Raw genomic sequence first — 12431 nt, 5'->3', positions numbered from 1 at the left:
AGTCGGTGACGCTAGCGGCGACCACCGACACGGTCTCGGTGTTCGCGGGGGCCGTCACGACGACGCTGAATCCTCGACCGAGCTGTGGAGCGGGTCGTGCTGCGACTCCTCGTCGATCACACCGAACGGCAGGGCCTCGGCGACACCGTCGAGCACTGCCGGACGCAACGCGTGCGGAACGGCGAGTACTTCTTCGATCTTGACGAGGATGCCCTGCTCGATGAGGGATCGGACGCGGTGGTCGATCAACTGCGCCGTACGCAGATCCTCACCGTCGAGTTCGGCGTAGTCCTCGCCCTCGTTGTTGATGGGGAGCTCGTCCGTCATGGCGGCGAGCAGCGTCTGTACCGCGAACGTGTTCGCCAGCGAACGTGACACATCGGGGTCGTCGGCATCTCCCGACAGCTGGACGCGAACGTGTTCGGCGACCAGCTCGTGCACCGTCTCCGCGCCTCGGCCGGCCAGCGAATGCGCATTGTCGCCCGGCCTGGCGGTGTCACCGTCGATGCGAATCAATTCGGTCGCGATGGCCGTCGACCAGTAGTCGACCGCGGCACCCACCTCGAGCCGGGCGGGATCGAGCGGGGTGGAGCCGACCGCGCGCTGCAGGTCGGCGTCCTCGCCCACCGCCAACCCGTCGGCCACGCGCGCGACGATGTCGTCGAGGGCGGGTAGCAGTGGTAACGCGGAGATCGCGGCGAGTTCCTGGGCCAGCGAGACGTCGGGCAGATCGATGTCGTCGGCGTCGAGCATGTCCGGCTCGTCGCCTTGGAGGAAGTCCGAGAGATCCTCCATGCAGTGCGAGTAGTCCTCGGGAGTGCCGTCCCAGAGATCGGTCTCGTCGAGGAAGGTCAGGTACTGCAGTGACGTGAGTACCAGATTGACCGCGGTGTCCTCGGCCGTGTCGGACTCGTCCTGCAGGATGCGTTCCGCGGCGTCCACCAGCAAGTGTGCATCGGCGGGCAGCCAGGCACTGGGGGAAAAGCCGTTACGGGCTCCGGCCAGTTGGGTCAGTGTCGACGAAACGAGTCGAGAGATCGCCTCCGATTGTTCCGACATCTCGCTCTCGTCGAGCCATTCGACGAAACCGTCGATCAGATCGGCGATGCGTTCGGTCACGGCACCGGTGGGGGCCGGTCGGGATTGCTGGTGGCGCCGTTGCCGGGCCTTGGTCTTTTCTGCACGTTTCTGTCCGCGGTTGGCAGGCCGCTTCGATCCCATGACTGCCAGCTTATCGGTAGGCATGTCCGGTTTCGTCGATCCGTGCCCTCAGCGAAGTAGGAACGAACCCGCAGATGCAGGAAGAGCTGGATTCGATGCGCGACGATACAGCTCTGCGGGTCGGCCGCCGCCTGCGGTCGAGGTTGTGCCTGTCCCTTCGAGCGACCCGATGACGTGACGTCGGAACGTGTCTTTCGGCAGAGCGCGATCGAACACGATCTCGTACACCTCGCGAAGTTCGAGAAGGGTGAACTCCGCGTCCGTCAACAGTGCGGGATCGACCTCACGCGCGTAGCGATCACGGAGGTCGAGAACTGCCTCGGTCACCATGGTGCCGTGGTCGAAGGCCAGTGTCGACACCGGTGCGGAGTCGTCTATCGGCATCGATTCGGTTGTGGGAGCCAATGATCGAGCCGAGATTGCTGCGCCGTGCGCCATCGACAGGACCCAGCCGCGGTCGTCGCGGTCGGGATCGTCGAACATCCTCAGCTGGTGAAAAGTGAGATCGATCAAGTCGGCCTTCGTCCTCAACGCGCGGTCTGCCGCGTCGGCCAGAGTCTCCGACGGTCGCAGAAAGGTGCCCGGTAGCGCGGGGCCGCGCTCCGACGGCACCACGACGACGTGCAATTGCCGTTCGCGGACGGTCAGTACCGCCACATCGACTGCCACGGAGGGGCGCGGGTAGTCGGTCAGCGCGTTGCCGTCTCGGTCTCGCCAGTTCATGCGTTGCAGCTTAGCGCAGTAATGATCTATAGTTAGCTCAACATCGATCTAAGGGGTAGGTATGCAGTTGACGGACATTCAGCACGACCGAGCGCGGGGCGTTCTCCTCGGAACGGCAGTGGGTGACGCCTTGGGCGCGGGCTACGAGTTCGGATACCCCTCACCCGAGACGACGATCGCCATGGTCGGCGGCGGCGCATTCGATTGGGCCCCGGGGGAATGGACCGACGACACCTCGATGGCGCTCTGCGTCGCGCGTGCCCTCGAGCAGGGCGGAGACATCGACGACATCGCCGAGAATTTTCGCGCGTGGTTTGCCCAGAACCCTCCGGACGTAGGAAATCAAACGCGCTCCGTGCTCGCGCAGACCACACTCAGCGGCTCAGAGATGACCGCGGCGGCAGCGTCACTGTCGGGTAGAACCGGCGGCAACGGATCGCTCATGCGTACCGCACCCGTCGCCTTGGCCTACCTCGACGATGCGGCCGGATGTCGAGCTGCTGCTGCACGGATCAGTGCCCTCACCCATTTCGACCCGCATGCCGGTGAGGCATGCCAATTATGGACTCACGCAATTCGATACGCGGTTCTTCGCGGTACATACTGCGGGGTGCGTGAATTTCTGGCCGCCGCCGAAGCCGACGTCCGTGAGTTCTGGCAGCCCCTGCTCCACCAGGCACAGGAGGGACAGCCGTCCGACTTCCCTAACAACGGCTGGGTGGTCCACGCTCTGCAGACGGCGTGGTGGGCAATCCATCGATCTGCCGACGCGGACCGGCCTCTGCCTGCCGCTCTCGAACTGTGTGTCCGAGCCGGCGGCGATACCGACACCACGGCGGCCATAGCCGGAGGGCTCCTCGGAGCGCGCTGGGGCGCATCGGCGGTGCCGAGCGAATGGCGCGACATCGTCCACGGCTACCCAGGGTTGCGCGCCGACGATCTCGACCGAATCACCTCGAACATCATTGCAGCGAAGGGGAGTTCATGACAATCATCGACGTCGTCCAGGGCGACATCACGGACGTGGCCGCAGACGCGATCGTCAATGCCGCCAATACGCGATTGCTCGGCGGCGGGGGAGTGGACGGTGCCATCCACCGGGCCGGTGGGCCGGACATCCTCGCAGAATGCAAGGCGCTGCGGGCCACCACCCTGCCCCACGGCCTCGACATCGGCGCAGCCGTCGCCACCACCGCGGGACGACTTCGTGCCGGCTGTGTCATCCACACCGTCGGCCCGCGCTACTCCCCGCACGAGGACAGATCGGAGCTGCTGCGACTCTGCTACGCCCGAAGCCTGGCGCTGGCTGCGTCGATGAACCTGAAGTCCATCGCATTTCCCCTGATTTCCGGCGGCTCCTACGGATGGCCGATGCACGATGCAGTCACCCAGCAGGTGGTGGCAGTCAAAGCTGCCCGGCCGTCGGTCGACCTCGTCATGCTGATCGCCTACTCCCGCGAAGCGGCGAACCTGACGCGGCGGTTGGTGGGGTGACGATCGAGGGCCGCTCGATCAGTAGTGCTCGCGAAAGCCGCCGATCGCGGAAACGGAATTGCCGTCGGGATCGGAGACCGTCGACAGTCTTACTCCCTTGTTCGCGTCCACGATGTTGCCGAAGTCGATGCCGCGGGAACGAGCGGCATCGACGAACAACTCGATGTCTTCGACGGCAACGTTGAACTGCGACGACCCTGCTCGCTCGGGGTCGACCGTCACCTGCACCCATGCAGCGGGGGCGGCCTGCCACTCCACCAAACTCGGCATCGGATTGTTGTCTGCAGGCCGGTCGAACAGCTTCTCGTACCACTCTCGTGCCGAGTCGATATCGTGTACTGCCACCACGGCAAGAACATGTTCGATCATCGCGTTCTCCTTCGTATCGTTCGGTTGCGCAGATATGGACCGGATCCGACGGCCCGACTCATCGCGCAGAACCTGTCGGTGGCTCGAGTAGGGTCGTCACGAACCCGAAATCGGGCATCGATACGAGCAGGCAGGGGACCGCGACGGTGTTGACGCTTCATCGCGCCGAACGCGCCGGAACGCTCGCGGCTGCACTGGCCGACATCCTGTCCGTGCCGTTGGACGATCCGTTCGTGCCCGAGATCGTGTCGGTCCCGGCGAAGGGCGTCGAGCGGTGGCTCACGCAGCGACTGTCGAGCACGCTGGGCGGTTCGGATGGCGACGGCATCGCAGCCAACATCGACTTCCCGAGCCCGACGCGATTGGTCTCGCGCGCCATTGCTGCGGTCGACGACATCGATCCCGACGACGATCCCTGGGCTCCTGCCCGGGTTCTGTGGACCGCGCTGGAGGTGATCGACGACTGTCGCACCGAAGCCTGGGCGTCGGTGCTGCTCAAGCATCTCGGTGCAGGTTCCGAGGATCATCGCGTGGGACGTCGCTGGTCGACGGCATCGCATGTGGCAGAACTGTTCCGCACCTACGGATCCCAGCGTCCCCAGATGCTGCGCGACTGGTTCGACGGGCGCTTCACCGACGGCCACGGTGGTGATCTCGACGAGGACCTGCTGTGGCAACCGCGAGTGTGGGCCGCGCTGCGCGAGCGAATCGGCAGCCCGAGCCCAGCCGAGCGCCTGCCGCAGACCTGCGCACGACTCCGGGATGCACCGGAGTCGGTGGACCTACCGAGCAGGTTGTCGGTGTTCGGTCCGACCCGGCTGACAACCGATCAGCTCGCGATACTGAGTGCGCTGTCGCAGGCTCGCGACGTGCACATCTGGGTTCCGCATCCCAGCCCGTCGATGTGGCACGTCCTCGCCGAGATCCCGGCGGTGACGCGCCGACGAGACGACACGACAGCTCTGGCCGTCGAGCACCCGCTGCTGGCCGGTCTGTCGCGAGACGTGCGAGAACTTCAGGCCACCATCGCGTCGGTGGCGACGCACACCGTGCATCACGAGGGCCCGGAAGCAGCGAACACGCTGCTCGGCCGAATCCAGGCGGACATCACCGCCGATTCGCCTCCTTCTCCCGAATTCGACGACGGAACGACGTTCGCCGACGGATCGGTGCAGATTCACGCGTGTCATGGACCCGCTCGGCAGGTGGAAGTTCTGCGCGAGTCGTTGCTGCATCTGTTCACTTCCGACCCGACGCTCGAACCACGGGACGTGCTGGTGATGTGCCCGGATGTGGAGACCTACGCGCCGCTGATCCGCGCGAACTTCGGGCAGGCGGCGCTGGTGCATCCCGGACACCGGTTGCGTGTGCGGCTGGCCGATCGGGGCCTGCGCCGCACGAACCCCGTCCTCGACGTCATCGCCACGGTGCTGGATTTCTCGGAGGGTCGGGTGACGGCGAGCGAGCTGTTGGACTTCGCCGCGAGTGGTCCGGTGCGGGGGAAGTTTTCGTTCACCGACGACGATCTCGAGCGCCTGCGCGAGTGGGTGACGAGCTCCGGTGCTCGCTGGGGTTTGACAGTTCGGCAACGAGAAGCGCACGGCTTGAACGGTTTTCGACAGAACACCTTCAAATCGGCGCTCGATCGCATCCTGTTGGGAGTGGCTGCGGACGAGACTCGGAACGAGTACCTCGACCTTGCGCTGCCTCTCGACGATGTCGACAGCAACGACATCACCCTCGCCGGCCGCTTCGCCGAGCTGGTGGATCGGCTCGCCTCGGTGCTCCGGGCACTGGCCGGTCCGGCATCGGTGACCGAGTGGACGCGGCAGCTGGGGCGCGCCCTCGATCTCCTCGCCGACGTGCCAACGGCCGACGAATGGCAACTGGCACAAGCACATCGCGAGATCTCCGACGCCACCGAACACGGCGGCATCGCCGAGCTGCGGCTCGCGGACGTGCGTGCCATGCTGGCCGGAAGACTGGCCGGCCGACCCACCCGAGCGAACTTTCGAACCGGCGAGCTGACCGTGTGCACCATGGTGCCGATGCGCTCGGTGCCGCACCGAGTGGTGGTGCTGCTCGGGCTCGACGACGAGGTGTTCCCCCGAGTGGGCAGTATCGACGGAGACGACATCCTCGCCCGCGATCCGGCCGTCGGCGAACGAGACATTCGCAGCGAGGATCGGCAACTGCTGCTCGACGCAGTGATGTCGGCCGAGGAAAAACTGCTGTTGTTCTACACCGGAGCGGACCCCGTCGACGGGTCGGCCAAGCCACCCGCGATCCCGCTGCGCGAGTTGATGGACGTGCTCGAGGTGACCGCGGGCGGAAGCGTCGAACATCGGCATCCGCTGCAGCCCTTCGATCCTCACAATTTCGAAGCCGAACACCCGTTCAGCTTCGACACGGTGGCCCTGGCCGGAGCCGTCTCCCAGCAGCGGACGCCCGATCCAGTGGCACCGTTTCTGCCCGACGCGCTCCCTCCGGCCGATCGTGGGGACGTCGAGCTCGCCGAACTCATCGCCTTCGTCGAGAACCCGGTGCAGGCCTTCCTGCGGCAACGACTCGGCTTCCGTGTTCCAGAGCTCGAGGACGACCTGGCGGACAGCCTGGACATCGAGCTGGATCCGTTGTCCCGGTGGAACATCGGTGATCGGATGCTCGCTGCAGTGCTCGCAGGCGGGGACATCGGAGAATTCGCCGACGCCGAGTGGCGGCGCGGCACCCTGCCGCCGTTTCATCAGGGCCGCCGCGAGATGTCCGACATCCGGCAGATCGTCGGAATCATCGCCGACGCGGCCGCTCCCTTCCACGAGGGTCCGGCCGAGACGATCGACGTCGCGGTCGATCTCGGCGACGGCCGCCGCCTGACCGGCACCGTCACCGGAATCCACGGCCGCACGCTGGCACGTTCGTCGTACTCTCGACTGGCCGCCAAGCACCGGCTGGCCGCGTGGGTGCGGTTGCTGGCGGTGGCGGCATCGGAGGCAGGGGACTGGAGCGCCGTCACCATCGGCCGCGCGAGCGGAATGCGCCCGCCTCGTCGCTCTCGGCTGAGCGCCCCGCGGGATCCCGTTGCCGTACTGAAAGATTTGGTGGACTTGCGTGATCGTGGGATGACGTCGCCGCTGCCGATATCGACCGGTACCGCATCGGCATACGCAGAGAAGCGGTTCGGTGGCGGGTCCATCGAGGACGGCTACGACTCGGCCACGTGGGCTTGGCGGGGCGACTTCGGCGACGGCACCGATCGATCGTTGCGGTACGTCCACGGTTCGGCCCTGTCGTTCCAGGCATTGCTCGCTGCGGCCCCGCTCGCCGACGAGACCGAGCCCTCGAACGAGAAGAGCCGATTCGGGATTCTCGCTCGAAAGCTGTGGGATCCGTTGCTGATCGCCGAGAACATGGGGAACGCATGACCGCCGCCCGCGGATTCGACCTGCTCGGTCCGATGCCGACCGGAACGACCGTCCTCGAAGCCAGCGCCGGGACCGGCAAGACGTACGCGATCGTGGGGTTGGCCGCGCGCTACATCGCCGAAGGGATCGCCGAGATCTCGGACCTGCTTCTGGTGACGTTCAGTCGAGCCGCGACCCAGGAACTCCGTGATCGCACCCGAAGCAGGTTTGCGTCGATCGCCCGGGACCTGGCCGACCCGGACACCGCTCGCGCATCTCGGGATCCACTCGTGGCATTTCTGGCCGCAGTCGACGACGCAGAAGTCGACCGGCGGCGTCGACGGTTGCGTAGGGCCTTGTCGGACTTCGACGCCGGAACCATCGTCACCACCCACAGTTTCTGTCAGCGCATGCTCGACGGACTCGGCATCGCAGGCGAGCGCGAACCGGAATCGACGTTCGTCGAATCCGTCTCGGACCTACTCGAACAGGTCGTGGACGATCTGTATCTGCAGATGTTCAGCGGTGACGACGAGGCACCGGCATTCAGCAGGCGGGATGCCCAGCAGTTGGCGTTGTCGGCCGTGGGTGACCAGCAGTCTATTCTGTATCCCGACACCGAGGACTCGGACGACGACAATCGCGAGCCGGCACTGCGTGTGCGGTTCGCCCGGGAAGCGCGCCGGGAGATCGAACGTCGCAAACGCCTGCTCGGTGTGCGCGACTACAACGATCTTCTGGGACTTCTGCATTCGGTGTTGTCGGACCCCGTCCACGGTGAGGCCGCCTGCGCACGGGTGCGAGACCGATTCCGCGTCGTGCTGATCGACGAGTTCCAGGACACCGACCCCATGCAGTGGGACATTCTGCGGCGGGCGTTTCACGGCTCCACGACGCTCATCCTCGTCGGCGATCCGAAGCAGGCCATCTACGCGTTTCGCGGAGCCGAGGTACTGAGTTACCTCGACGCCGTGCAGACCGCGGACCACCTCTACGAGCTCACTGCCAACTGGCGTAGTGATTCGGGGCTGCTCGACGCCCTGCACCATCTGTACGGCGGCGCAGCCCTCGGCCACGACGACATCGTGGTGCACCCAGTCGAGGCGCGAAACCCTCTCTCGCGCATGGTCGGACATCCTCCCCTGCGGCTGCGTTACCTACCGCGAACCGGCGCTGGTCCACTGCGGCAAGGCTTTCCGGCAGTCGACCGGCTCCGATCCAGGGTTGCGGCAGACGTTGCGGCGGACATCGTCGAGCTGTTGTCCGGACATGCCGAGCTCGAGCGACCCGACGGCCGCCGGGTGATCGAACCGCGTGACATTGCGGTGTTGACCCGAACGACCAAGCAGGTGGCGTTGATTCGGGACGCACTCGACGCGGTAGGGGTGTCGTCCGTCGTGTCGAGCAGCACCAGTGTGTTCGGTACCGAGAGTGCCCGACATTGGCTGTGGTTGCTGCAGGCGATCGAGCAACCGCATCGCACCGATCGCGTACGTTTGGCCGCGTTGACTCCTCTGCTCGGGTGGACCGCTGCGCAACTCGACTCCGGGGCCGAGGATGCGCTGTCCCAGGTCAGCAGCCGGCTGCGTGAGTATTCCGTGCTGTTCGACGAGGCCGGGTTCGCGGCAGTCTTCGAGCGGGTGTCGGCCCAGTCCGGACTCGACGCCCGGTTGCTCGCAGTCGAAGCCGGTGAACGCACGATGACCGACCTGCGACACATCGCTCAATTGCTCAATCGCGCTGCGGTATCCGAGTCCTACGGAATCACCGCCCTCACTCGCTGGCTGACCGACCGCATCAAAGAACCGGCAGCGGGCGGGTCGACCGACCGCAGTCGTCGACTCGACAGTGATTCCGCCGCAGTGCAGATCATGACGACACACGGCAGCAAAGGGCTCGAATTTCCGGTCGTCTATCTGCCCTACGCATGGGACACGTTGTACTTCAGCAAGCCGTCGACGCTGTTGCTGCACGAGAACGGCACGCGAATCCGAGACGTCGGCGGACCGTCCGGAACGGGCTACGCGGCCAGGAAGATCCTCAACGACCAGGAGGAAGCAGGTGAGGAACTGCGACTGCTCTACGTCGGTCTCACCCGCGCCGAGAGTCGGATCGTGCTGTGGTGGGCCCCGGGCCGAAACACCGCGACGTCCTCGCTGCATCGCATGCTGTTCGGACGCATCCCCGGAATTGCTCTGCCGGAGCCGTCGTACAAGGTTCTCGACGACGCGACGACGGCGAACCGGCTCCAATCCTGGGTCGGGTCGGCAGCAGGCCTCATCTCAGTCGAACCGGTGGGGCCCGGCGAGCCGTCCACCGCACATTGGATTCGTCCCGAGCAACCGCACCTCGCCGTCGCTGCCGCACGATTCGATCGAACCCTCGACCTCCTGTGGCGTCGGACGTCGTACTCCGCGTTGACAGCTCACGCTCACGACGCCGCGCCCGCCCAGCCCGAGGTAGGAGTGACCAGCGAGACCGAGCACCCCGAGTCGACGGACGAGCCCGCCGACACGGCCGTGGGCAGCGAATACCCGGGAAGCGAGCACATCGACGAACAGCTGGACGGAATCGCGTCACCGATGAACGGCATGCCTGCCGGCGCGGCGTTCGGAACGCTCGTCCACGAGGCACTCGAACACGTCGACACGTCCGCACCCGATCTGCTCGCGGAACTCGAACGTCGCTGCGCTGCGGCGGTGGCGTCGCGAATGGCGGAGGTCGATCCGGTGGCGTTGGCCCAAGCCCTTCTGCCGGTGATGCAGACACCGTTGGGATTCGGGACGCTCGCCGACGTAGCGCCGTCCGACCATCTGGCCGAACTCGACTTCGAGCTGCCCTTGGCCGGCGGAGACGATCCGGTGGCGAATACGGTCACGTTGAAGTCCGTCGCGCGCCTGTTGCGTCATCACCTCGATCCGGCGGACGTGCTCGCGTCCCACGCGGATCTGCTCGACGGTCTCGAGTCGACACCACTTCGCGGCTTTCTCACCGGAAGTATCGACTCGGTTCTGCGCGTGGCAGGACCGCGGTACGTCGTGGTGGACTACAAGACGAATCGAATCGCCAGAGGCGATCTGACCACCGGCAACTTCACGCGCGAGAAGATGGCCGAGGAAATGATCCGCTCGCACTACCCGCTGCAGGCAATTCTGTATGCCGTTGCGCTGCATCGATATCTGCGCTGGCGTCAATCGAACTACGACCCGCAACTGCACCTCGGCGGAATCCGATACCTGTTCGTGCGGGGCATGGTCGGACCGCAGACCCCCGCCGGGTGTGGGGTGTTCGATTGGGATCCACCAGCCGCGCTGGTGATCGAGCTGTCCGACCTGCTCGCTGGGAAGGTGACCCGATGACCGGCGTCTCGATTGCGCTGCGCGGCAGTGGAATCCTGCGCACCTTCAACGACGTGGGTGTGCTGTCGGCATCCGACGTGCACGTGGCGCTGCGCCTCGGTGCCCTTGCCGGTGAGTCGTCGGAGAACGTACTGCTCGCCACTGCTCTGACCGTGCGCTCGGTGCGATCGGGCTCGGTGTGCCTGGATCTGCGACGACTGCGGGACGTCACCGTCGACGAGGACTCGGACGTCGATCCGAGCGCACTCCCGTGGCCGGAGCTCGACGACGTGCTGCGAGCACTGAGGGTGAGTCCACTGGTGGTCGGGAGCCCGAATGGACCGTTGCGGCCGCTGAAACTGGTCGACACCGATCAGGGTGAGCTGCTGTACCTGGACCGATACCATTTGCAGGAGAGCACCGTTCGAGATCTGCTCGACGCGCGTTCGCAATCCCATCCCGCCGCCGATGCCGTCGAGATCGGTGACGCGCTGGCCACGCTGTTCGTGGACGAATCGGGCGCGCCGACGGCCGCTCCCGATCGACAGCGAATAGCGGCAGCTCTGGCGGCGACGGAATGGACGACGGTCATCGCCGGCGGCCCTGGAACCGGAAAGACCCACACCGTAGCGAGAATTCTGGCGCTTCTCGTTCGCGAACACGGAAGCGATCTGCGCATCGGATTGGCCGCACCCACCGGCAAGGCCGCAGCCCGGTTGCAGGAGTCCGTGTCCGAACAAGCCGGTCTCCTCGGGCTTCCGGCAGATCTGAAAGCGATGACGCTGCACCGACTTCTGGGATGGAAGCCCAGCAGCAAGACGAGGTTTCGGCACGACGCCGAGAACCGGCTGCCGTACGACGTCATCGTCGTCGACGAAACCTCGATGGTGTCTCTGACGATGATGTGTCGGCTGCTCGAAGCCGTGCGTCCGGAGTCCCGGTTGATTCTCGTCGGCGACCCGGATCAGCTGACGTCGGTCGACGCAGGTGCGGTGCTAGCAGATCTGGTTGCCAGGCCGGTGACCGGAATCGAGAACCCGGTTCTGGCGCAGCTCGTCGACGCGGACTTCGCCGCCGCCGAGGATCCCGCGGAAGCCGCTCTGAGCGCGTTCGAGCGAGACCGACTGCGCGGCGGCGTCGTTCGGCTCAGTCGTGGCCGACGGTTCGGCGGAGCCATCGCTCGCTTGGCCGTGGCCGTGCGAGACGGCCGGGGCGACGATGTCATGGCGCTGCTCGAGTCCGGCGCGGAGGAGATTTCGTTTCATGGCCCCGACGACGTCGACGCGCTGCGCTCCGACGTGATCGACACCGCCGCCGAGGTCACCGACGCCGCCGTACGAGGGGATGCCACCGCAGCACTGCTCGGGCTCGAGAAACATCGCCTCCTGTGCGCTCACCGCGAGGGTCGATGGGGGGTCTCGCGGTGGGACCGGCAGGCGATGGAGTGGGTAGGAGAAGGAAGCGGCACGTTTCTCGATCCCTCGCTCTGGTATCCCGGTCAGCCCTTGTTGGTGACGGCCAACGATCACGAGGCAAGGATCTACAACGGGGACACCGGCGTTGTGGTGTTGGGAGACAACGGAACTCCGATGGCGGCGTTCGCCCGAGGTCGTGGTCACGTGTTGATCCACCCGAATGTGCTCTCCTCGGTACACACCGTGTACGCAATGACGATCCACCGCAGCCAAGGCAGTCAGTACGACACGGTCTCGGTTCTGTTGCCCGCCGAGGCGTCGACACTGTTGACCCGAGAGCTGTTGTACACCGCCATCACCCGCGCGCGATCGCACGTACGGGTGATCGGTACCGAAGAGGCCATCCGAGCGGGCGTCGAACGTCAGGTGCTGCGAGCGAGCGGCCTGCGCCGAAAGATCCTGTAGTTCGT

8 protein-coding genes are annotated in these 12431 nt (G+C 65.8%); 5 read left to right on the top strand and 3 right to left on the bottom strand.

The genetic code is table 11. The annotated features are described in order from the left end of the window. Positions 1-54 precede the first annotated feature (54 nt). Positions 55-1221 (bottom strand): hypothetical protein, encoded by a 1167-nt coding sequence (locus tag CH283_RS26740; protein WP_094640007.1) that lies wholly within the window; start codon positions 1219-1221, stop codon positions 55-57. A gap of 48 nt (positions 1222-1269) precedes the next feature. Next, positions 1270-1944: an NrtR DNA-binding winged helix domain-containing protein gene (locus tag CH283_RS26735; protein WP_094640008.1), complete on the bottom strand. Its 675-nt coding sequence runs from the start codon at positions 1942-1944 to the stop codon at positions 1270-1272. 61 nt (positions 1945-2005) lie between these two features. On the opposite strand from CH283_RS26735, the gene CH283_RS26730 reads away from it, so the two are divergent. Continuing rightward, a complete protein-coding gene (locus tag CH283_RS26730) occupies positions 2006-2932 on the top strand; it encodes an ADP-ribosylglycohydrolase family protein (protein ID WP_094640009.1) in 927 nt (308 codons plus the stop codon). Further along, on the top strand, positions 2929-3438 hold the full coding sequence (locus CH283_RS26725; RefSeq protein ID WP_094640010.1) for an O-acetyl-ADP-ribose deacetylase: 510 nt from the start codon (positions 2929-2931) through the stop codon (positions 3436-3438). Before CH283_RS26730 ends, CH283_RS26725 begins: the two co-directional genes overlap by 4 nt. 18 nt (positions 3439-3456) lie before the next feature. Here CH283_RS26725 and CH283_RS26720 read toward each other — a convergent pair whose 3' ends face one another. Beyond that, on the bottom strand, positions 3457-3807 hold the full coding sequence (locus CH283_RS26720; protein ID WP_068050895.1) for a VOC family protein: 351 nt from the start codon (positions 3805-3807) through the stop codon (positions 3457-3459). A 146-nt stretch (positions 3808-3953) separates the two neighbouring features. Between CH283_RS26720 and recC the strand changes: the two genes are divergently transcribed. From recC to recD, 3 genes are read left to right on the top strand one after another with little or no spacing between them, the layout of a single operon-like run. Next, a complete protein-coding gene (gene recC, locus CH283_RS26715) occupies positions 3954-7229 on the top strand; it encodes an exodeoxyribonuclease V subunit gamma (protein WP_094640011.1) in 3276 nt (1091 codons plus the stop codon). Next, positions 7226-10567 (top strand): UvrD-helicase domain-containing protein, encoded by a 3342-nt coding sequence (locus CH283_RS26710; RefSeq protein ID WP_094640012.1) that lies wholly within the window; start codon positions 7226-7228, stop codon positions 10565-10567. Before recC ends, CH283_RS26710 begins: the two co-directional genes overlap by 4 nt. Further along, a complete protein-coding gene (gene recD / locus CH283_RS26705; protein ID WP_094640013.1) occupies positions 10564-12426 on the top strand; it encodes an exodeoxyribonuclease V subunit alpha in 1863 nt (620 codons plus the stop codon). The genes CH283_RS26710 and recD overlap by 4 nt, the downstream gene beginning before the upstream one ends. Positions 12427-12431 lie beyond the last annotated feature (5 nt).

Origin of the sequence: Rhodococcus sp. 05-2254-2, assembly GCF_002259095.1 — a bacterium.
GTDB lineage: Bacteria > Actinomycetota > Actinomycetes > Mycobacteriales > Mycobacteriaceae > Rhodococcoides.
The sequence above is the reverse complement of the archived record's forward strand: the minus strand, read 5'-3'. Positions and strand labels throughout refer to the sequence as shown.

Coding starts and splice junctions, on each gene's coding strand:
- CH283_RS26740 (WP_094640007.1), bottom strand. CDS start 1,221: ATGGGATCGAAGCGGCCTGCCAACCGCGGACAGAAACGTGCAGAAAAG.
- CH283_RS26735 (WP_094640008.1), bottom strand. CDS start 1,944: ATGAACTGGCGAGACCGAGACGGCAACGCGCTGACCGACTACCCGCGC.
- CH283_RS26730 (WP_094640009.1), top strand. CDS start 2,006: ATGCAGTTGACGGACATTCAGCACGACCGAGCGCGGGGCGTTCTCCTC.
- CH283_RS26725 (WP_094640010.1), top strand. CDS start 2,929: ATGACAATCATCGACGTCGTCCAGGGCGACATCACGGACGTGGCCGCA.
- CH283_RS26720 (WP_068050895.1), bottom strand. CDS start 3,807: ATGATCGAACATGTTCTTGCCGTGGTGGCAGTACACGATATCGACTCG.
- CH283_RS26710 (WP_094640012.1), top strand. CDS start 7,226: ATGACCGCCGCCCGCGGATTCGACCTGCTCGGTCCGATGCCGACCGGA.
- recD (WP_094640013.1), top strand. CDS start 10,564: ATGACCGGCGTCTCGATTGCGCTGCGCGGCAGTGGAATCCTGCGCACC.